The sequence below is a fragment of the Vibrio mediterranei genome, assembly GCF_900088415.1.
In the GTDB taxonomy this organism is placed as follows: Bacteria; Pseudomonadota; Gammaproteobacteria; order Enterobacterales; family Vibrionaceae; genus Vibrio; species Vibrio mediterranei.
Window position 1 is genome coordinate 249,072 of the sequence record NZ_FLLQ01000002.1, and the last position, 21,453, is coordinate 270,524.

Consider the following 21,453-nt stretch of genomic DNA (forward strand, 5'->3'; position numbering starts at 1 on the left):
GGAATCTCAAACGATTACTTTTGAAGTTGCTCTTTTGCTGCTTCAACTTTTGCGAAATCAAGTCCTAACTCTTCAACTGCTTCTTTGATCAACGCAGGGTTTTGCATAACTTGACCCATTAGCGCTTGAAGCTGCTCTTGTGGCAAACCAAGCTGGCTGATTGTTGCCATTGCTGCAAGAGGGTTCTGTGTCAGCACTTCAAAAATTTCACTGATTTGCTCATCACTGATGTTGTTCTCTTTTAGCATTGCAATTATTGGATTCATTTCACTACCTTTCTCAATATTAAATGAAATTGCCCGCAGTTTATCATTTGAGACCTTAACTGGGTACTACCCGATTCCATCACTCCTGCCAGTTGGAGAAATGCGCAACCAAGTAGTCTATCGCTAAACGAGCCCGCATTGGCAAAAACCGTCGATTCTGGTAAACAATCCAGCTACTGGAGCCTTTGCCCCAATAGGGAGTTAAGACGGGAACCAATCGCCCGTTATGGAAAGCGTCACTAAAACTGCTTTTTGGCATATAGACAATGCCTAACCCCTGTTCACAAGCTTTAACCACAGCACTGGAGTTATTGCTGCGCCAACGTCCCTCTACTCGAATACTCCCCATCGGTTTGCCATTATCTTCAAATACCCAATGGTCATTATTCGCGATGATACAGCTATGGTGTCGAAGTTGATCAGGATGAGTTGGTACTCCGTATCGTTCTAGATATTCAGGACTGGCCGCGGCTGCCATTGGCCTGTCCACCAGCTTCCGTGCAACTAATCCCGAATCACTTAATCGGCCGTACCGAATCGCAAAATCGATACCATCTTCGATGAAATTGACCATTCGAGTATCAAAATCCATCTCAACCGTCAGTTCCGGGTACCCTTTCGCAAATTCCATCAATGCAGGAGCAACGTAGTTTTCGGCAAACGCACCAGCGGCACTCACCCTTAAAGTACCATTTAGCTGTATTTGCTCGGAACTAAGCTGCTCGTTAGCTTGTTGAAGTCCAATAACTAAGTCTTTGCACTGCTGATAATACACCTGCCCCGCCTGTGTGAGATTCACCATTCGAGTGGAGCGGGCAAGCAAAGCGACGCCCAAGCGTTCTTCTAAACGCGATACCTGTCGACTCACATGACTTGTGCTGCAACCAAGTTGCTTAGCTGCCGCAGAAAAACCGTGGCTTTCTGCTACCGCTACAAACTCGTTGATTCCTTCAAAGCTATCCACATCTCACCTTTGTCATATAGCAATAATATTTTGTCATTTAGCTATATTATCACCAAATCAGTTAGCAATTAGTATAACTAAGGTAATTACAACAACGAATCAGCCAGAAGGACATAACGATGAAAAAGGTACTTATTCCCGTCACTAACCATGCAACATTAGGTGAGACAGACCAAGCAAACGGAACTTACGCTCCAGAACTCACTCACGCTTTACGTGAACTCCAGTCGGCAGGTTATGACTATGACATCGCATCCATTAAAGGTGGCAAAGCGCCACTTTACGGTACTGACATCGAGGGTGACAGTGTCAATACAGAAATCCTAACGGACGAGGCGTTTCAGAATCGTATTAACAACACCATTCCTGTCTCGCAAATCAATATCAATGATTACGATGCTATTTTTTACCCGGGAGGGTTTGGATTGCTATCTGATCTATCAAGTAACGAGGATTTCGCTGCGCTTGCAGCTACTCATTATGAGCAAGGTGGTGTAATTGCAGCAGTGTGTCACGGCCCCGGAGCTCTTCTACCTATTACTCTGAGCAATGGCGACAAATTACTGGCATCGAAGTCAGTCACTGGATTTACACGAGAAGAAGAAATCGACTTCGGCACTATCGGCGATATTCCTTTCTTACTTGAGGAATCACTGGCACGCACCGCTGCTCAGTACAGCAAAGTACAACCTTGGCAAGAGTTTGTAATTGTTGACGAACGTGTAATCACAGGCCAAAACCCAACCAGCGCACACGCTGTCGGAAAAGCGATCGTAGCGGCTTTATCTTAACTTTTGTCACAGCTGTAACCGTTCGTGTCGTGTTAACGTAACGCAACGTTCTCACGACACGTATTGTTGTCTATTGCCATTTATAGACTTGGGTCTCTGGATAAAAAGCGTACCACGCGAACCAAAATAGTAAGGTTGATGGTTGGGTTTCACCCTTCTCATCAGTTATCCAAGCTGACTGGTTGCTGCTATCCCAGTGAACATAATAGCGATCCCCGCCCAATTCAAAGCTTTGCTGCTGAGTTGTTAACTGGGATATCTCACTAAATGGAAACGCGATAGTTGACTGCTCCACTTTAAACCCTAATACCATCTCTTTCGGGTGATACTCATTGGGTGCTTGATTTGCTACAGGAAAGTAGATGGCAGCGTTTTTTCCATAACCCGCATAAGGATCTCTCTGGTAATCGCGTTGATAACCTGTGTTGGTGGAGAGAACTAGCGAGTCAGGGTAACGAGCTAGCCAATTCGACCAACGACTAAGTGTAAGCGGCACTTGCTTGAGTTTACGGCCAACTAATGGTCCAGCTATAGCCTCACCATGAATTTGCGACCATAGCGATTCGGTTTTTCGGTCGTACATAAGTACGTCTGAGTTATACAACAAACCTGAAACCCCAAAGTCCAAAGCTTCACGCTCCCCTGTTGGCTGGCTCAGAAATGCCATTCCACTGCCACATAATGGACAATAACTGATTACGTAACGTGTTCCGCTGAATTGGTCATTAACGATTTCATGCCAGTTGAGAATTCGAATCGGATACGCCTTAACCACATCACCAACCTGCAACCCCAATACGATATCCTGTGCACGCATGAATTTTGCATCGTTGCCTTTAATAAACTCAGGCTGATTGAGCGCTGGAATACCATCTTTAGGTGGCCCACCTTTTTGAATAAAATGTGAAGGCACAGAAGCATTGTCGATGTTGAATCCATTGAGCACCTTAGCCGATAGTGATATCGGAAACGACAATAATATGAAGGCCAAAAGAGTTAATCGCAGCTGCATTAGCTTCTCCTCCAATCAAGAAGACTGGTCATATAGACCCGCCAACAACAGCAATGCTTTCAATTGCCCTCTAGAACAAAAGCAACAAAATGCATTAATACGCATAGCACTCTAGCGCTTATTCGACATAACAAACGCCGCGTTGAGCTGCTCAACAATTGTGACAAACTTCAAAACCATAAATAAAAACTATACTTAATCCGAATGATCAAGTTGATCGAATGATGCAAATGTGAAAACCTTGCCACATTGAAACATGAAAACCTTTTCATGTTGTGTGAAAACCTTTTCTTAAAACGTATCAGGATAGAACAAATGAATAAGAAAATCGCGGTCCGCTTGCTTGCGGCTCTCGGCGGAAAAGATAATATTCGTGCCCTAGAACATTGCGCGACAAGGCTTCGCGTTGTTGTCAAAGATGACGCGCTTATCGATGTCGATCAAATCAAATCAACGGATAATGTCGCTGGTTACTTCCTCCAGTCAGGCCAACACCAAATCATCCTTGGCACGGGCTTAGTCAACAAAGTCTTCGCCCTTATCCAGCAAGAGTTAGATGGCGAACTAGAGAGCGCGAAAGGTGCTGCGTATGAAAACATGAGCCCATTCCAAAAGGCCCTGCGTTCTTTAGCAGACGTATTCATTCCTTTAATTCCAGTGCTGGTTGCGACCGGTCTGTTCATGGGGTTACGCGGATTCGCCCAACAGCTAGGCTTTGAGTTCTCTCCTGAGCTACTCACTATGACGCAAGTTGTAACTGATACGGTATTCATCTTCCTACCAGCGCTTGTCGTGTGGTCTGCATTTAAACGCTTTGGTGGTACGCCTGTTATCGGTATGGTGCTGGGTCTAATGCTTATCGCACCGATGCTGCCAAACGCATGGGACGTGGCAAGCGGTAACGCAGAAATGCTGAGCATTGGTATGTTTAAGATCCAAGGATTCCAAGGCACCATTATTCCAGCTCTAATTGTAGGTATTTTGGGCGCTAACCTAGAACGCTGGATTAACTCATGGATGCCATCGGTGGTTTCGCTAATCTTTACTCCATTCTTGACGATCACTATTGGCATGCTAGCAGGTCTATTCATTATTGGTCCGGTATTCAACATTGTTGAACATGGTGTAATGGTTTCTACAGAATCTATTATTAACTTACCAATGGGCATCGGCGGTGCAATCTTTGGCGGTCTACAACAGGTTCTAACTGTAACGGGTCTTCACCACAGCTTAATGGTTGTAGAGCTTAACTTCCTATCTACTATCAAGATCAACCCATTAAATGCACTGATTACTGCATCAATGGCAGGTCAAGCCGGTGCAGCGATTGCCTACACCATGTCAATGAAAGATAAGAAACAAAAAGCGCTTAACTACTCTTCGATCGTACCGTGTTTCTTTGGTATCACTGAGCCACTACTGTTTGGTGTGACGCTAACCAATAGCCGTGTATTTGCTTCAGGTATCATCGGCGGTGCTATTGCAGGTGCATTCGCAACCATCATGCACATCGCACCATCTGTTATGGGTGTCACTTTCATTCCAGCTATTCCTGCTTATTTAGGTAATGGTCTTGGTATGTACCTAGTGATGATTGTTATTGGTATGGGTAGCGCAGCAATGCTAACTAAACTACTAGTGAAACCAGCAAGCAATGAAGCAAAAATGACAGTTGCTTTAGATAAGTAAACTTCCCCTCGTGGCGGTGTACCTTAGGGTCACCGCCATCGTTCGTTTTACAACATTGGATAATTCAATGTTAGCAACAAGTCCAACTACAGAGTGTATTAATAGCAATGACTTCAACAGAACTGTGTTCACAAAGCGAAACTTCAGTGTCGCACCAACCAAACACTGACCACTTGCGCCCACGGTTTCACCTAACTGCACCGTACGGACTGATTAATGACCCAAACGGCTTTATTGAATACGATGGACAGTATCATCTGTTTTTCCAATGGAACCCACACGCTTGTGAGCACGGGGCGAAATATTGGGGACACAGCACCAGTCAGGATCTAGTAAACTGGGCACTGCAAGGTCAAGCGTTAGTCCCAGACGAAAGCTACGATCGCCACGGCTGCTACTCAGGCAGCGCGTTCGTATTAGATGAGCAACTTCATCTTTTCTATACCGGAAATGTAAAAACTGACGACGGCGTTCGTCTTACTACTCAATGTCTCGCCAAATCTATTGATAGCCGCAACATTCATTTCGAGAAAATAGGCCCGGTTATCCCAAAACAACCTGAGGGATATACGGCACACTTTCGCGACCCTAAGATTTGGCAACACGATGGTACTTGGTATTGCGTGCTTGGCGCTCAGACAAATGATGAACTTGGTCAGGTGCTTCTTTTCAGCTCAAAAGATGCTTCTAACTGGACGTTTCTCGGCCCAATTGCAGGCAACCAGATCAATGGACTTCGCGACTTTGGTTATATGTTCGAATGCCCAGATCTGTTCCATCTAGATAACACTGATGTTTTGATAGGTTGCCCACAAGGAATTAAGCCCAACGGGTTAAGCTTCCAAAATCGCCACAATAATGGCTATTTTGTAGGTAAGATGGATTACCTAAATACGTGCTATACACACGGCAACTTTGAGCCACTCGATCATGGTTTTGAGTTTTATGCTCCGCAAACTACCGAGTCGACTGATGGACGCCGCCTGATGAGTGCTTGGGTTGGTATTCCTGAGGAAGATGAACAACCTAGCGTCACCAATGACTGGATTCACGCTTTATCCTTGGTGCGAGAGCTTTCCGTCGTTGATGGGAAGGTGCATCAAAAACCCGCTCGCGAGCATGAATCTTTGCGCGGTGCGATGTCTTCGTTTGAAGAGGTACAACTTACCAATCAGAATCACTTATCTCTGGACAGCAACCACTGTTTTGAATTGAATCTGGATATCGAGCATATTACAGATGATGTCACGATCAAGTTAGCTGATGAAGGTGACCGTTGGCTGGCATTAAACTATCAAGCAGAGACTGGCGTAGTCACTTTAGATCGTTCAAACTCCGACTATTTACCGGGGAAACGACAGTGCAAAGTAAACAGTGAGCAATCCCTCAATCTGCAGATTTTCTTTGATCAGTCTATTGTTGAAGTCTTCATCAACCATGGTGAAGCCGTGTTTACATCTCGCGTGTTCCCGCAAGCCGAACAGTCAAAAATCACACTTGAAACTGGAAAGTCATGTATAATCAAGCGCTTTATTAAATACGATTACTGACCAAAGGATTAACGGGAAATGGCGACAATTAAAGAAATAGCCAAGTTAGCAGAAACTTCAATTTCAAGTGTTTCCCGTGTCTTAAACAGTTCTGGTTATGTCAGTGAGCCCGTTCGAAAGCGCATTCAAAAAGTGCTTGATGAAACGGGCTATCGCCCCAACGCCTTGGCCAAAGCTCTGCATTCAAAACGCAGTCAGACTATCGGGGTTATTCTTCCAAAAATAAACGCCACTTCCTCTGGTGACAACATCGCTGGCATTGATCAATACTTTGCCAATAACGGCTACAGTATCATCTTAGGTAACACCAATCACAGCATAAAAAGCGAGCTAGAATTTCTCGATTTATTTGCAGAAAAGCAAGTCGATGGCATCATCCTAATCGCGACTACGATTACGAGTGAACACAAAGAAAAAATCAGAAAGGTAGGCAAACCCGTTGTAGTTATGGGGCAATCCACCACCGATGGAACACCTTGTGTGTTGTTCGACGAAGTGACAGCAGTGGAAGAGATCATTGACTACCTTGTAGCGTCGCAACATCGCAATATCGCGCTTATCGGTGTATCTGAAAGTGACGTATCTGTGGGCGTGAAACGAAAGCAAGGCTACTTAAACAGTTTAGAAAAGCATGGATTACCCATTTCTGCCGATATGATGGTCAATGGTGAGTTCTCAGTAGAAAGTGGCTATACCGCCTGTCAGGAACTTTATGAAGAGCGAATGCAGCGCCCAGACGCTATTTTCGCTGCCAACGACAAAATGGCCATTGGTGCGATTACCTACTTACTTGAACATGGCTTTAAGGTCCCAGAGGATGTCAGCGTGTGTGGCGTTGGTGGTGGTAATATGTCTCGTTATTACAACCCTAAGATTACCTCGCTGGTTTATGACTTTGAGGAGTCAGGTAAAACCAGTGCACATTTACTGCATATGCTGATTGAAAAGCCCGATCTGGATTTGACCAATCACGTAAGCTTTATTCCCTACCATCTCGAAGTAAGAGAAAGTACTGCGCCTAAACTGAGTTAAAGCGCAGCCATATTTGATTAGTCATTTAGCAAGTGATCATTTGATAAGCATATTAAATGCTATTCGAAAAACTCTATTACTAGCTGGTTGTTCTTAACTACAACTTCAGGATTAGAGGATTTCAACAGTGCCTCTTTGACCGTATTGCTATCGAGTTTGTAAACAGGATAGGTAGACATAGCAGCACCAATCATACTTACTGCTGGCTTAATTAACTTTTTGATTTCTGGTGTTAGCAGTTGCCCTTCTTGGTCAATTTTTTCTAAACGGAGCGATTGTAGAAAAATCTCACCACTTTCTTGTTCATATTTAGGTATAGCACTGAATTCTATATCCAAATCAAGGTTAATATCTTGTTCATCCAACAACTGTAGCTGAGCCTTAGTATTGGCAAATACCGCTACACGATCAGCGTCAGAACGTCCTATTTTGACCTGAAGATCATCCACTGAAAGTTTGGCATACATGACGTTTTCAACGCCGACAGATTGGTTAAGCTGTAGGTTGTCATTGAGATAATTCGTCATTTCTTGTTCAGTGATGCTGTAACTCACACAACCTGATAATAACAACAGCACTGATGAAGCCCACAGGAGTTTGGCGAATCTGTTTTTCATAACGGGTAGCACTCTCAGAATATCGGAATAAGAGAAAAATAAAGCAGACCTTTGAGTCTGCTTTATCTTATTAAAAGGTAGGGTGTTTTTGTGTCACAGGCAAGTGTTAACTTAGTCAGAATAACTTAGCTAATCGACCAGCGTGACAATGAGCTCTTAAAGTCATCGTAGCCAAACTCGTTAAGCTTTTCGATCTGACCGTTTGAACGCTCACAGTAGATTGACGGCATCTTCAGACCATTAAACCAATTGAGTTTCACCATGGTATAGCCAGCACTATCCATAATATGCAGTCGTTGCCCCACCTCTAGCGGCTCATCAAACTTGGCCTCACAGAATTGGTCACCAGCCAAACATGAACATGAGCCAATGACGTATTCATGATCACCTTCTGAATTGGCTTCTAAAATCGAAGCAGGTTCATCGTATATGAGCGTGTCCAGACGATGCGCTTCCGTCGCAGAATTTACAATCGCCGTCTTTTTCTCATTTTCGACAATGTCCACAACGGTAACAACAAGGTCAGTCGTTTTAGTTATGATCGCTTCACCTGGCTCTAGGTAGAGCTGCACACCATGCTTTTTCGAGAACGCACTCAATGCAGCACCAAGTTTATCGATATCATAACCAGGCCACGTAAAGAACACACCGCCCCCCATACTAACCCAATCGAGCTTATCTAGATGCGTACCAAATCGCTCTGAAATAGCATCAAGTAAACCGATAAATGCATCCACATCTTTATTTTCACAGTTCATGTGAAACATAACACCATCGATAGAATCGAAGATCGTTGGGTCGATATGATCGGCTTGCACCCCAAGGCGAGAGTACGGTCTGGCAGGGTTGGCCAAGTCCTGTCCCGCATAGCTCACCCCCGGATTAAGACGTAAACCAATGGACACTTTGCCTTCAACGATATGACGATAAGCGGCTAATTGAGACTGCGAGTTGAAGATCATCTTGTCACAAATATCAGCCACTTCGCGTACGTCGTCTTCGGTATAACCAACACTGTATGCGTGCGTTTCACCACCAAAAGTCTCGTAGCCGAGTTTTACCTCAAATGGACCACTGCTGGTTGAGCCATCTAAGTATGGTTTAATAATGTCAAACACACCCCAAGTCGAGAAACACTTAAGCGCCAGCACTAGCTTTACGCCAGAGACCTCTTTGAGGTGTTTTGCTTTCTCTAGGTTCTCAACCAGTTTGTCTTCATTAATCATGAAGTATGGTGTTTTGAGTTCGTTTTTAATCATTTTGTAGACCTAAGTTTAAAGACCCTAGGTAGCTACCTAGGGTCTGTCACTTTATTTAAGAATCTTGATATCCGGAGCACTGACTTCCAGCTCTTGAACATGCCAATCTAAACCGATTTCAGGCATGGTTTCTAGGAACGGATCAGGATCTAATTGCTCCATATTGAACACACCAGCATCTGCCCATTGACCACGGAAGTATTGCAGTGCCGCCGTGATAGCTGGAACACCCGTTGTATAAGAAATCGCTTGATGCTCTACATCTTCGTACGCCACTTCATGGTCTGCGTTGTTGTAGATAAATACTGAACGTTGTTTACCTTCTTTCTTACCTTGAACCCAAGTCCCGATACAAGTTTTACCTGTGTAACCTGGTGCCAAAGAAGTTGGGTCTGGAAGTAGTGCTTTTAACACATGTAGTGGCTGAACCACAGTGCCATCATGTAGAGTTAGAGGGTCAGGGCTAAGTAGACCAATATCGCGCATACAATTGAAGTAGTTCAAGTATTTATCGCCAAAGCCCATCCAGAACTCGATGCGCTTTGCAGGAATGAACTCTTGCATAGAACGAACTTCATCATGTGCCATTGAGTAAACTTTGTGTTTGCCGACTAATGGGAAATCGAACTCAAGCATACGAGTGTGGCATTCAACTTGTTTCCATTCACCGTTTTCCCAATAGAAAGAGTCACCTTGAATCTCTAGCATGTTGGTTTCTGGATCAAAGTTAGTGGCAAACTTTTTACCGTGGTCGCCAGCATTCACATCCATTACATCGATGGTGTCGATTTCATCGAATAAATGCTTCACTGCGTAAGCTGCAAATACGCTTACAACACCAGGATCAAAACCTGCGCCTAAAATACCTGTGATGCCTGCCTCTTTGAATTTGTCACGGAAACCCCATTGCCAATCATAAGCTTGAGGAACTTGCTGACCTTCCGAGCATAGATCGACAGCGACAGAAGTATCTAAATAAGAGACTTTCGCTTGCAGACACGCTTCCATGATGGTGATGTTTACCCAAGGAGGACCCGCGTTAATCACTAGATCTGGCTTCACTTCATTGATCAGGGTAACCAGCGCTTCAACGTCGTCAGCATCAACAACGCGAGCGTCTAGCTTTTTAGTCGTGTCTTTTAAGTTGTTTTTGCCCTTGATGGATTCAATGATTTTTTCACACTTCGCGATGGTGCGCGACGCAATCGTAATATCACCTAGTACGTCGTTATTCTGAGCCGCCTTGTGCGCGACTACCCAACCAACACCACCTGCGCCAATCTGTAAAACTGCCATTTTCTTTCCTTATTCTATTTATCGGTTAGTACGAGTTAGCTAGCTCAAGTGCTAACTGATCAATGTTATTCAGTAGGCTCTCAAAATCTGAGAGCGTTAAGCATGGATTTAGAATCGTGAACTTAAGTGCTGACTGACCGTTCACTACCGTTTCTCCTAACACCGCAACGCCACGTGTTAGTGCTTGTAAACGGATCGCTTTATTCAGCTCATTCAAATCGTTGACGTCATGATTAACAACGCGCAATAAGACTGTTGATAATGATGGCTGTGCCAATAGTTCAAATCGTTCATGCGCTTGAACAAGGTTAGCCACCTCTTGCGTTTGTGCCATCAGATGGTCATACATATCACCCAGAGCCTGTGGGCCAACGTTTTGCATCGTCATAAAGACTTTTAGAGCATCGAAACGTTTGGTTGTAGCAATGGATTTATCGACCAAGTTTGGCAGCTCATCGTGCTCTCGATTGAGATAATCCGCATGATGAAGCAGGTACTTAAAGTTGCTGCGATCTTTTACCAGCAGTGAGCCACAACTGATGGTTTGATAGAACAATTTATGGAAATCGACGCTGACGGAGTCCGCTTTCTCAATACCATTAAGCTTGTGTTTGTGACTGCTTAAAATAAGTGCGCCACCGTAAGCACCATCAACGTGGAACCAAAGCTGGTTTTCGGCAGCAATGGTGGCGAGAGAGTTTAGATCATCAATAGCGCCGTGATCTGTCGTCCCTGCTGTTCCGACTAAAGCAAAAGGTATCAAGCCTTCAACTCTCATCGCTTGTAAGTCAGTGATAAGTGCATCCGTTTTGATGGTACCGTTGTCGTGGGTTGCAACGCAGTGCACGGCTTTTTCACCCAAGCCTAACAACGAGGCTGACTTTTGAACCGTAAAATGCGACTTATCGGAACAGACAATACGAAGTCTATCGGCATAACTCGGAAGACCTTGCTTTTGGATAGAATGACCATCCGTCACATCCGCAACTCGGTCACGTGCCAACAGAAGACCCATTAAATTACTCTGTGTGCCACCACTGGTGAAAATACCATCTGCTGACGCACCAAGCTCATAGCGCTCGCAAAGCCAATCCAGTACTTTCTGCTCAACATAAGTTGCCGCCGATGCTTGGTCCCAAGAATCCATAGATTGATTCAACGCCGCGATCATCGCCTCTGCAGCTACAGCTGGCATTAAAGGTGGTGTATGCAAATGTGCAATACAATTAGGGTGTTGAGTGAATATTGAATTGTCTGCAACCAAACTTGCTGTCTCATCAACAACACGTTGTAGATCATGATGACTGCCGTCAAGATTGACATTGTTAATGGCCGATTCAAGCACTTTTGGATCTAACCCCGAATACGGTTTAGAGACACCCTCAAACACTTCTTTCATCGCTTGAGTAGTGTGATTCATTACCTGAGAAAATTCGGTCGCACCTTGCACACCCGTATGGATGAAGTACTTTTTCCACGACTTTGCTTTGTTATCTTGCTGTGACTTTTGCCCGCCACCAGCTACAACGATAGCTTCTTCAATAGTGCGTAATGCAAAATCGATCTGCTCGAAACTAATGATTAGTGGTGGAAGAAAGCGAATAACGGCACCATCACGCCCACCTTTTTCAACCATCAAACCGCGTTCTAGCGCGGCGCGCTGTATGCCTAGGGTAAGCTGACCATCGGCAACAGGTTCACCAAACTTGTTGTGTTCACCCGTTGGCTTGACAATCTCGACGCCCAGCATCAGTCCTTTACCGCGAACCTCAGCAATACAGTTTACACGTTGCTTTATTCTGTTGAGGCCAAGACGTAAGTACTCTCCAGCGACTCTGGCATGCTCAACAAGATTGTCGCGCTCGATGATCTCAAGTGCTTTCTCGCCCGAAACCATGGCCAGTTGATTACCGCGGAATGTGCCCGTGTGTTCACCTGCGTTCCACGTATCCACTTTTTTGTTAAATACCAGTAGTGACATCGGTAAGCCGCCGCCAATCGCTTTGGATAAACAGAGAATATCTGGGCTAATCCCCGCTTCTTCAAATGCAAAACGGTAGCCTGTTTTGCCTACGCCGCACTGGATTTCATCCAAAATGAGCAAGATCTCATGCTCATCACAAAGTCGGCGTAGTTCTTTCAGCCAAAACGCCGGAGCAGGAATAACGCCCCCTTCTCCTTGAACTGGCTCAACAATAATGGCAGCTGGTTTCATGATACCGGCTTCATCATCGTTCAATAGTCGTTCGATATAACGAATACTCTGTTTTGCGCCCGCATCGCCACCAAGACCAAACGGACAACGAAGACTATAAGGAAATGGCATGAAGTGAACATCGGACATCAGCCCAGTACGACGCGCTTTGGTGCCAAGGTTACCCATCATTCCCATGGTGCCATTCGTCATACCATGATATGCACCGCGGAAGGCAAACATAGTATTTCTACCCGTAGTTTGCTTCGCCAATTTGATAGCGGCTTCAACAGCGTCGGCACCCGAAGGGCCACAAAACTGAATCACCGATTGGTCAGCGAATTCTTGCGGTAGAAACGCTTTCACTCGTTTGATAAAACGATCTTTCGCTTCTGTCGTAATATCAAGAGTTTGGTACGGTAAACCTGAATCAAGCTGCTGTTTGAGAGCTTGATTGATTTCAGGATGGTTGTAACCCATCGCAAGCGTGCCTGCTCCAGCAAGACAATCAAGAAAGATTTGCCCACGAGTGTCTTCCACCAAAGCACCAAATGCTCGCTTGATGGCGATAGGCAGACGTCGCGGATAGGAACGAACTTCTGATTCGTGCTCCGCTTGATCAAGTAGAACCTGATCAGGTGTCAGGTCATAGATGCCTTCAACGTGTGGAACGTGTACCGAAATTGAAGACGCGAATTCTTTGGAATCAAATTCGAATGCTGTACTCATTTTTTATAACCTAGATTAGGCGTGCGAAATCACTCGCTACGCGCATAGCAAAACAAGTCCCACCGTATTTCAGATGTGACAAAGGCCTAAATGAACTGCTTCATTTAGAAAGGTATTAGCGTTTTGAAATCAAGGCTCTGTGATACTACGGTTTAAGCGCAATACACAGTTTGGAAGTACAAAGCTGATTTTTGAGTGTGAGTTAATCTGTTTCAATGTTGGGTTTCCCATTAACATGCCCTTCTAGGCATCAGTATCCCGTCTACTGGTTATTGGCATAACCAGTACCTACCCTACGTTGTGTCACAATCAGCTTGAATGGTCACAACGCGTCTCCCCCAGATTCATTCCGAGATTGCGCGGGAAAGTAACATAGAAATCATTATCATCGCAACCGTTTTCTCCAGTTACGTTTTGTCTAACTTATGGAAACAACTACCAAAAATATGAAATTGGTTAGATAAAAAAACCGCCTCGTGGGAGACGGCGTTATTTTATTTTGCTACTTATCCTTTTGATCGCTTAGGCGTTTGGTGGTCGCTTGGCCTATGGTATCTACGTCAACACCATTTTGTTCCAAGAATTTTTCAAACATCGGTAACAGTGGGCCCAAAGTGTCAGCAATTGTATCGCGCACGGTATCAACAACAACTTGAGTGCCACGCTCAATCTCTATATTAACGTCATCACCCACCAGTTTGCCTTCAAAGGTCGTCATACGGCGAGTTTCTGGAATCAGCCACACATCAAACCACCCTTCTTGCTTATCTACTTCTGAAACCGTCAAGCTTGCCCCGTTGATAGCGATATAGCCTTTAGGGAACACGTATGGTTTCCACTCTTTTGGCAACTGAAATTGTATACGGTAGTTATCTTCTTGTTGATGAATAGCAACCAATGGCGTTTTGAAGTCCACGTGTCCTGAAAGCGGATGACCACCAATCTCTGCGCCATCTTTTGCCGCACGCTCCACATTGATTCTCTGGCCTTCTTCAAATGCACTCAATGTGGTGATGTTTAGGCTCTGAAGCATGACGTCAAAAGAGAGACGCGTCTCACTTTGAATTTCGGTAACCGTTAAACATACCCCATCCACAGCGATACTGGCTCCAATTTCAACATCGACGCAAAACCCAGATTCAAAATCGATTTCAAAGGTACGAATGCCGTTAAGATCAGTAATTTTGTCGATTGTCGCGACAGATTGGATAATTCCCGTAAACATAGATGCCTCATTTCACTAGTGAAGTGCCTTTAGTACGGACATCATTACAAAAAGAATCAAGAAGATAAAGAGAGTAGAAAGGAAAAACGAAAAAGCCCAGCATAGTTGCTGGGCTTTCTTGTTTGGAGCGACACACGAGGTTCGAACTCGTGACCTCAACCTTGGCAAGGTTGCGCTCTACCAACTGAGCTAGTGTCGCATTTGTCTTTTCAGACTAATTTGAGATGGTGCCCCGGGCCGGACTTGAACCGGCACAGCGCGAACGCCGAGGGATTTTAAATCCCTTGTGTCTACCAATTCCACCACCAGGGCACACAAAATTCATTGTGATGGAGACACCATCTAGATACCGCTTTCGCCATATCTTTAAAACTTGGAGCGACACACGAGGTTCGAACTCGTGACCTCAACCTTGGCAAGGTTGCGCTCTACCAACTGAGCTAGTGTCGCATATTCTCTAAGAGAGAATGGAGGCGCCTCCCGGAGTCGAACCGAGGTCCACGGATTTGCAATCCGCTGCATAGCCACTCTGCCAAGGCGCCTTCTTGTCACTCTGGACTCTAACTTAATCGCTTTGCTTTAAGCAGTTCCTCTTGAGTACGGGAGGCATTTTACGCAATCAGGGAAATGAGTCAACACGTTTTTTTATATTTTGAATCGTTTGTCTAAGAAACATCCAAAAAGCGCTAATTTGCTCAATTTTCTAGCAAAAACATGCACATTTAGCGCTAGAAAACTTGTTTCGCTTTGTTGTCGTATTTATATCTACAAAACCTAAGGACTCTGATATCACTTACCAAAGCGCTCATCTTCGAGTATTAGGGCATTCAATAGTGATAAAAAAGGCGAGCTCATCGCTCGCCTTCTCTTATTCATTATCACTAATCATCTGCATTCAACAAATCATCTTTAGCTGCAGCTAGATATTGGAACATTGACCAGTAGGTTAATACCGTTGCAACATAAAGTGCACCGAAGCCTAGCCATACCATCCAATCGTCATAGCGCCAGATAAGTACCCACAGTGCGAACATCTGTGTGAGTGTCTTAACTTTGCCGACCCAGGAAACAGCAACACTGGCTCGTTTACCTATTTCAGCCATCCACTCTCTCAAAGCAGAAATGATAATCTCACGTGCAATCATGGTGACAGCAGGAATTGTCACCCAAATGCTGTGGTAGTGTTCAGTAATTAGAATCAACGCAGTAGCAACTAACACTTTATCAGCAACAGGGTCGATGAAAGCGCCAAATCGAGAGGTTTGACCCAGCTTCCTTGCTAACATCCCATCTAACCAGTCGGTAAAACCGGCCACCCAAAACACCATTGCGGCAGCAAACGGCGCCCAGCTGTATGGGAGATAAAAAACTACAATGAATACGGGGATGAGAAATAATCTCAACAAAGACAGAATGTTAGGTATGTTTAAACGCATATTATTATCGGCTCTTTTCTACTGCGCCTTTATGTTGCGGGATTTTCTCTAGTGTTTCAATGCTTGATAGATGTTTTCTGCCAAAGATTTGCTAATTCCGGGTACTTTGGCGATTTCTTCTACACTGGCTCGCTTAAGTTCTTGTAAACCACCCATGTACTTCAGCAAGGCTTGACGACGCTTAGGACCGATTCCTTCAATCCCTTCTAACGGACTAGTACGTCTTGTTTTAGCACGTTTGGCTCGATGGCCTGCTATCGCATGATCATGACTCTCGTCCCGAATATGCTGAATTAGATGAAGTGCTGGAGCGTCACTTGGTAAGTTAAACTCACGCCCCTCAGGGGTAATTAACGTTTCTAATCCCGGTTTACGAGTCACCCCTTTAGCGATACCAATTAGTAATGGATGCTTAGGCCACTCTCCCCAATACTGAGAAACGATTTCAACCGCACGGTTGAGTTGCCCTTTACCACCATCAATAAAAATAATATCAGGAATTTTGTCTACGTCGATTTGCTTAGAGTAGCGACGTTCAAGCACCTGTCCCATAGCAGCATAATCGTCACCGCCAGTAATACCAGTAATGTTGTAGCGACGATACTCTTGCTTTAACGGCCCTTCTTGATTAAACACCACGCAAGATGCAATCGTACTTTCACCCATCGTATGACTGATATCGAAGCACTCCATGCGAGTTATGCTCTCCAACTCAAGTTCTTCTTGAAGGGCTTTGAAGCGCTGGTTGATTGTCATCTTATGATTGATTTTGGTGGTAATTGCCGTTAATGCGTTGGTGTTTGATAGTTTAAGGTAACGACCACGGGATCCCGTTGGGTTGACGTGGAAAATAACTTTCCTTCCCGCAATTTCAGACAGCGCTTCACCTAACGTACTGATATCCTCCACAAGGTCATCATTGAGGATGATTCGCGTAGGGATGGTCCTAGATTCTGTTTGATTCAGATAGTATTGGCTCAAGAAACTGTAAAACACTTCTTTTCGGTCGGTGTTACTTGGGATTTTCGGGAAATGACTGCGGCTACCGAGTACTTTACCTTGGCGAATCATTAGAATATGGACACAAGCGACACCTTTCTCTTGAGCAAACCCAAGCACATCCATGTCATCATCGCTGTCTTCGGAAACGAACTGCTGCTCTTGAACCCGTCTAATAGCTTGTATCTGGTCACGATATTTAGCCGCATCTTCGAATTTCAGATTGCGGCTTGCTTCATCCATTTTCTCCACCAGCATTTGCAATACGTTACTGTCTTTTCCTTGCAAGAACAGGCGTAGCAATCCAACCAGTTCTGCATATTCTTCATCGGAGATAATGCTGCTGACACAAGGACCGGCACAACGGCCGATTTGGTACATTAGGCATGGACGGCTACGGTTAGCATAGACAGAGTCTTCACATTGACGAACCGGAAAGATCTTTTGAAGAAGGTGAAGAGTTTGCCTAACAGCACCAGAATCAGGGTAAGGACCGAAATACTCCCCTTTCTTACGTCGTGCTCCTCGATGCATCGAGAGCCGTGGATGTTTGTGTCCCGATAAGAAAATATAGGGATAAGACTTATCGTCTCTTAGCAACACATTATATTTGGGTAAATACTGCTTAATATAATTGTGCTCAAGGATCAGTGCTTCGGTTTCTGTATGAGTAACAGTAACATCGATTTTCGCAATATTGCTGACTAAGGCACGTGTCTTTTCGCTATCGACTCGTTTGCGAAAGTAGCTAGTAAGGCGTTTTTTGAGGTCTTTGGCTTTGCCGACATAAATAACGACCGACTCGGCGTCGTACATTCGGTAGACGCCGGGTTGGTTTGTTACAGTCTTTAGAAATGATGATGAATCAAAAATGTGTTCCGACACTACAATGTCTCAGTATCTAACATTCCATGTCGAATAGCTAAATGAGTCAGTTCAACATCACCATTGATATCCAGCTTACTAAAAAGTCTGTATCGGTAGCTATTAACTGTTTTCGGGCTCAAGCTAAGCTGCTCTGAAATATCTGTCACCTTCTGTCCTTTGGTGATCATCATCATGATTTGAAGTTCACGTTCAGACAGGTCTTTAAACGGGTTCTCAGAGGCAGATGAAAATTGGCTAAGTGCCATTTGCTGAGCAATTTCAGGCGAAATGTATCTCTGACCACTATTGACGAGTCGAATAGCGTTGACCATTTCATCAGGCGCAGCACCTTTGGTTAGGTATCCGGAGGCACCTGCTTGCATCACTTTTGTCGGAAACGGATTTTCCGTATGTACAGTTAACACGATGATCTTAATGTCTGGGTTGTGGCGTAGAATCTTCTTTGTTGCTTCTAAACCGCCAATACCAGGCATATTCATGTCCATTAAAATGACGTCAACATGGTTGCTACGACACCATTTTACGGCTTCTTCACCACTGTCAGCTTCTCCTGCTACATTCATTCCACGGACGTCTTCGATAATACGTCGTATCCCTGTGCGAACCAGTTCGTGATCATCTACAAGGAAAACATTAATCAAACTTGTATCTCCACACTTGTCTATTGGCTCTGCGACCACTTGAGGTTAGTGGATAGCAGCATGGCTAGCTATCTTACCTCATTTGAAACTAAATTGCTCTCGTACAAATCGTGCACGAGCGCAAACTTTGGCAAACACATTACGATGAAGATGAAGCGTCGTCAATCATAAAAACTTTAAAATCATTAGGTTACAAATTAGTCACTCATCCTAGTGCTTAAACGTAACTCCTCGTTTTACTACGATTATTTCCCAATAGTCGCCTATGAAACCCAGTACACATCATATGCCAAAAAATCACAAAAACTCGATATAAATCACTATTCTAATTTATACTGTTCGTTACTAAAGTTTAGCGCATATCCATAGATTTTCGCAGTTGGTAAGCCTTTGTTACACTACTTCCTCACATGTGATTATCAACGAATGATATTTTGCTTAAAATTTACGCAAAGCCATTATGCCGGTAGGAAAAAACTGAGTTGGACATCCATAAAGGGTTTCTGTTAACCCGACAATCAAGAGACACGCGCCAAGGACCACAGATTGAGTTGTGGATTTCCACTGTGAATGGGCCCGTCCAAATTCTAATTGAGGGTCAGAAACCAGTATTCTTCGTGCCACGACATTTTGCAGAACTGGTCGATGACCTGGCATCTGATGCTCGACTTCCTATTGCCCTCAAGCCTGTCGAACTAAAAAGCTTTGAGGGTGAAGACCTCTTCGCGGTCTACAGCCAATCAATTTCCGGTGCGCGTAAGCTTCACGAACTCTTGTTGAATAATGACATTCTGGTTCTTGAAGCAGATATTAAGTTAGCAGACCGCTTTCTAATGGAACGTTTTATTCAGGGTAGTTTAGCGGTCACTGGCAACTGTGAAGTGATCAATGCCAACACTTGCAACCAGTACATTCGAATCACTAATGCTAAGTGCAAAGCATACGACTACACACCGGAATTAAACGTAGTTTCTCTAGATATAGAGTGTTCTGAGAAAGGTCAGCTATATTCCATTGGACTTGATAGCGTGAGAGACAGTCGCGTTATTATGGTCGGTGAAGCACAGACGTGTGCGACCCAAGTTCAATGGGTCAACGATGAAAAAGCCCTACTTGTAGCATTAAATGATTGGTTTAAAACGTTCGATCCCGATGTCATCGTAGGGTGGAGTGTCATTGACTTTGATTTTAAGTTACTTAATAAACGAGCAGAATTGAACCATGTGAAGCTCAGCTTGGGTCGAGGCGAGCAGAATATATACTTTCGTACTTTGCCCTCTAGTCAGCAAAGCTTTATCACTATTCCGGGGCGTGTGGTCTTAGACGGTATTGATACCTTAAAAACTGCCACTTACAGCTTCCGCTCTTGGTCTCTAGAGTCGGTTTCTCAAGAACTATTAGGCGAAGGGAAAGCGATTCATAACGTGCATGACAGAATGGCAGAAATTAACACCATGTTCCGCCAAGATAAACCATCACTCGCCAAGTATAACCTGCAAGACTGTGTGTTGGTTAACCGCATCTTTGCACACACCCACTTGCTAGAATTCGCCATAGAACGTACCAAGTTGACGGGCGTAGAGCTTGACCGAGTCGGCGGCTCGGTAGCAGCTTTCACTAATCTTTATCTCCCTCGTCTACATCGCTCCCATTACGCGGCACCCAATTTACATCCTGAAAACTGGGTCGCGAGTCCTGGTGGTTACGTAATGGACTCCATTCCTGGATTGTATGACTCAGTGCTTGTACTCGACTTCAAAAGCCTTTATCCGTCCATTATTCGCTCCTTCTTGATCGACCCTATGGGACTGATTGAAGGATTGAAATTAGAAATTGGCAAAAATGACGACCAAGCCGTAGCAGGATTTAGAGGAGGTCAATTCCATAGAACACAGCATTTTCTCCCAAATTTAATCGAAGAATTGTGGAAAGCTCGCGATGTCGCAAAAGCCAACAATGAAAAAGCATTTTCTCAAGCCATCAAGATCATTATGAACTCGTTTTATGGTGTTTTGGGCTCATCAGGCTGTCGATTTTTCGATACTCGTCTAGCCTCCTCCATTACGATGCGCGGCCATGAGATAATGAAAACATCGAAACGCTTGATTGAAGAAAAAGGCTATCAAGTTATTTATGGTGACACCGATTCAACCTTTGTTTCATTGAATGGTAAGTTCGATGCTCAAAGCGCGGATGATATTGGTAACCAACTTATCGACTATCTGAATACGTGGTGGGCCGATCATCTCAAGAACGAGTACAACTTAACGTCCATTTTGGAATTGGAATATGAAACCCACTACCAGAAGTTTCTAATGCCAACGATAAGAGGTTCCGAAACCGGATCTAAAAAGCGTTATGCAGGGTTAATTGGAGATGGTGACAAGGAACGACTGATCTTCAAAGGATTGGAAAGTGCCAGAACCGACTGGACTGCACTGGCGCAACAGTTTCAGCAAAAACTCTATATGATGGTGTTCAAAAACCAAGATCCATCTGACTATGTCCGTTCATTTGTGGAAAGCACTTCACGAGGTGAGTTTGATAACCAATTAATCTATCAAAAACGCCTTCGCAGAAAACTGCATGAGTATCAAAAGAATATTCCCCCTCAAGTACGAGCGGCGCGCATGGCAGACGACATCAACCAACAATTGGGACGACCATTACAATACCAAAACAAGGGAAGAATAGAGTATGTCATTACCTTAAATGGGCCCGAGCCCGTTGAGTATCAGCGTTCTCCCATCGATTATCAACACTACATTGATAAACAACTGCGGCCGATTGCTGAGGCAATATTACCGTTTATTGGTCAAAACTTTGATGATTTGAGTGCGCCTCAAATGGGGCTCTTCTAATAGT

The 21,453-nt window shown here is 44.4% G+C and carries 16 protein-coding genes and 4 tRNA genes; 5 read left to right on the forward strand and 15 right to left on the reverse strand.

The genetic code is table 11. The features are described 5' to 3' along the window. Positions 1 to 14 precede the first annotated feature (14 nt). Positions 15 to 266 carry a DUF2999 family protein gene (locus VME0621_RS07210; RefSeq protein WP_031497056.1) on the reverse strand — a complete coding sequence of 84 codons (252 nt, stop codon included), beginning with the start codon at positions 264 to 266 and terminating at the stop codon, positions 15 to 17. A 79-nt stretch (positions 267 to 345) separates the two neighbouring features. Then, positions 346 to 1,230: a LysR family transcriptional regulator gene (locus VME0621_RS07215; protein WP_062457206.1), complete on the reverse strand. Its 885-nt coding sequence runs from the start codon at positions 1,228 to 1,230 to the stop codon at positions 346 to 348. 119 nt (positions 1,231 to 1,349) lie between these two features. Here VME0621_RS07215 and VME0621_RS07220 point away from each other — a divergent pair, with 119 nt between their 5' ends. After that, positions 1,350 to 2,021 carry a type 1 glutamine amidotransferase domain-containing protein gene (locus tag VME0621_RS07220; protein WP_006074860.1) on the forward strand — a complete coding sequence of 224 codons (672 nt, stop codon included), beginning with the start codon at positions 1,350 to 1,352 and terminating at the stop codon, positions 2,019 to 2,021. A gap of 70 nt (positions 2,022 to 2,091) precedes the next feature. On the opposite strand, the gene VME0621_RS07225 is transcribed toward VME0621_RS07220, so the two are convergent. Then, positions 2,092 to 3,033 carry a DUF3179 domain-containing protein gene (locus VME0621_RS07225; RefSeq protein ID WP_062457203.1) on the reverse strand — a complete coding sequence of 314 codons (942 nt, stop codon included), beginning with the start codon at positions 3,031 to 3,033 and terminating at the stop codon, positions 2,092 to 2,094. 315 nt (positions 3,034 to 3,348) lie between these two features. On the opposite strand from VME0621_RS07225, the gene VME0621_RS07230 reads away from it, so the two are divergent. From VME0621_RS07230 to VME0621_RS07240, 3 genes are all read left to right on the forward strand, one after another. Further along, the gene (locus tag VME0621_RS07230) at positions 3,349 to 4,722 is read left to right on the forward strand and encodes a PTS transporter subunit EIIC (protein ID WP_062457200.1); all 1,374 of its coding nucleotides are present in this window, start codon (positions 3,349 to 3,351) and stop codon (positions 4,720 to 4,722) included. Positions 4,723 to 4,829: 107 nt separating this feature from the next. Next, positions 4,830 to 6,272, forward strand: a complete 1,443-nt coding sequence (locus VME0621_RS07235) for a glycoside hydrolase family 32 protein (RefSeq protein ID WP_062457197.1) — start codon at positions 4,830 to 4,832, stop codon at positions 6,270 to 6,272. 18 nt (positions 6,273 to 6,290) lie between these two features. Continuing rightward, positions 6,291 to 7,304 carry a LacI family DNA-binding transcriptional regulator gene (locus VME0621_RS07240; RefSeq protein ID WP_062457194.1) on the forward strand — a complete coding sequence of 338 codons (1,014 nt, stop codon included), beginning with the start codon at positions 6,291 to 6,293 and terminating at the stop codon, positions 7,302 to 7,304. Between the two features lie 59 nt (positions 7,305 to 7,363). Here VME0621_RS07240 and VME0621_RS07245 read toward each other — a convergent pair whose 3' ends face one another. The 12 genes from VME0621_RS07245 to uvrY form a co-directional block, all read right to left on the reverse strand. Beyond that, positions 7,364 to 7,921 carry a YceB family lipoprotein gene (locus VME0621_RS07245; protein WP_062457191.1) on the reverse strand — a complete coding sequence of 186 codons (558 nt, stop codon included), beginning with the start codon at positions 7,919 to 7,921 and terminating at the stop codon, positions 7,364 to 7,366. 125 nt (positions 7,922 to 8,046) lie between these two features. Next, a complete protein-coding gene (gene nspC / locus VME0621_RS07250) occupies positions 8,047 to 9,180 on the reverse strand; it encodes a carboxynorspermidine decarboxylase (protein WP_062457187.1) in 1,134 nt (377 codons plus the stop codon). 51 nt (positions 9,181 to 9,231) lie between these two features. Further along, positions 9,232 to 10,476, reverse strand: coding sequence for a carboxynorspermidine synthase (locus VME0621_RS07255; RefSeq protein WP_062457184.1), 1,245 nt, complete (start codon positions 10,474 to 10,476; stop codon positions 9,232 to 9,234). Positions 10,477 to 10,501: 25 nt separating this feature from the next. Continuing rightward, the gene (locus VME0621_RS07260; protein WP_062457181.1) at positions 10,502 to 13,399 is read right to left on the reverse strand and encodes a pyridoxal phosphate-dependent class III aminotransferase; all 2,898 of its coding nucleotides are present in this window, start codon (positions 13,397 to 13,399) and stop codon (positions 10,502 to 10,504) included. 502 nt (positions 13,400 to 13,901) lie between these two features. Next, positions 13,902 to 14,624, reverse strand: coding sequence for a riboflavin synthase (locus VME0621_RS07265; protein WP_006075492.1), 723 nt, complete (start codon positions 14,622 to 14,624; stop codon positions 13,902 to 13,904). A gap of 123 nt (positions 14,625 to 14,747) precedes the next feature. Then, positions 14,748 to 14,823, reverse strand: a tRNA-Gly gene (locus tag VME0621_RS07270). 26 nt (positions 14,824 to 14,849) lie between these two features. Beyond that, positions 14,850 to 14,936: transfer RNA gene (locus tag VME0621_RS07275), tRNA-Leu, on the reverse strand. Positions 14,937 to 14,998: 62 nt separating this feature from the next. Further along, positions 14,999 to 15,074, reverse strand: a tRNA-Gly gene (locus tag VME0621_RS07280). Between the two features lie 18 nt (positions 15,075 to 15,092). Next, positions 15,093 to 15,166, reverse strand: a tRNA-Cys gene (locus VME0621_RS07285). Between the two features lie 339 nt (positions 15,167 to 15,505). After that, positions 15,506 to 16,060 (reverse strand): CDP-diacylglycerol--glycerol-3-phosphate 3-phosphatidyltransferase, encoded by a 555-nt coding sequence (gene pgsA / locus VME0621_RS07290; protein ID WP_038225942.1) that lies wholly within the window; start codon positions 16,058 to 16,060, stop codon positions 15,506 to 15,508. Between the two features lie 48 nt (positions 16,061 to 16,108). Continuing rightward, on the reverse strand, positions 16,109 to 17,944 hold the full coding sequence (gene uvrC / locus VME0621_RS07295; protein WP_062457175.1) for an excinuclease ABC subunit UvrC: 1,836 nt from the start codon (positions 17,942 to 17,944) through the stop codon (positions 16,109 to 16,111). Then, positions 17,944 to 18,588 carry a UvrY/SirA/GacA family response regulator transcription factor gene (gene uvrY / locus VME0621_RS07300; RefSeq protein WP_062457171.1) on the reverse strand — a complete coding sequence of 215 codons (645 nt, stop codon included), beginning with the start codon at positions 18,586 to 18,588 and terminating at the stop codon, positions 17,944 to 17,946. Before uvrY ends, uvrC begins: the two co-directional genes overlap by 1 nt. A gap of 482 nt (positions 18,589 to 19,070) precedes the next feature. On the opposite strand from uvrY, the gene VME0621_RS07305 reads away from it, so the two are divergent. Next, positions 19,071 to 21,449, forward strand: a complete 2,379-nt coding sequence (locus VME0621_RS07305) for a DNA polymerase II (protein ID WP_062457168.1) — start codon at positions 19,071 to 19,073, stop codon at positions 21,447 to 21,449. Positions 21,450 to 21,453: the final 4 nt, after the last annotated feature.

Coding starts and splice junctions, on each gene's coding strand:
- VME0621_RS07210 (WP_031497056.1), bottom strand. CDS start 266: ATGAATCCAATAATTGCAATGCTAAAAGAGAACAACATCAGTGATGAG.
- VME0621_RS07220 (WP_006074860.1), top strand. CDS start 1,350: ATGAAAAAGGTACTTATTCCCGTCACTAACCATGCAACATTAGGTGAG.
- VME0621_RS07225 (WP_062457203.1), bottom strand. CDS start 3,033: ATGCAGCTGCGATTAACTCTTTTGGCCTTCATATTATTGTCGTTTCCG.
- VME0621_RS07230 (WP_062457200.1), top strand. CDS start 3,349: ATGAATAAGAAAATCGCGGTCCGCTTGCTTGCGGCTCTCGGCGGAAAA.
- VME0621_RS07235 (WP_062457197.1), top strand. CDS start 4,830: ATGACTTCAACAGAACTGTGTTCACAAAGCGAAACTTCAGTGTCGCAC.
- VME0621_RS07240 (WP_062457194.1), top strand. CDS start 6,291: ATGGCGACAATTAAAGAAATAGCCAAGTTAGCAGAAACTTCAATTTCA.
- VME0621_RS07245 (WP_062457191.1), bottom strand. CDS start 7,921: ATGAAAAACAGATTCGCCAAACTCCTGTGGGCTTCATCAGTGCTGTTG.
- nspC (WP_062457187.1), bottom strand. CDS start 9,180: ATGATTAAAAACGAACTCAAAACACCATACTTCATGATTAATGAAGAC.
- VME0621_RS07255 (WP_062457184.1), bottom strand. CDS start 10,476: ATGGCAGTTTTACAGATTGGCGCAGGTGGTGTTGGTTGGGTAGTCGCG.
- VME0621_RS07260 (WP_062457181.1), bottom strand. CDS start 13,399: ATGAGTACAGCATTCGAATTTGATTCCAAAGAATTCGCGTCTTCAATT.
- VME0621_RS07265 (WP_006075492.1), bottom strand. CDS start 14,624: ATGTTTACGGGAATTATCCAATCTGTCGCGACAATCGACAAAATTACT.
- pgsA (WP_038225942.1), bottom strand. CDS start 16,060: ATGCGTTTAAACATACCTAACATTCTGTCTTTGTTGAGATTATTTCTC.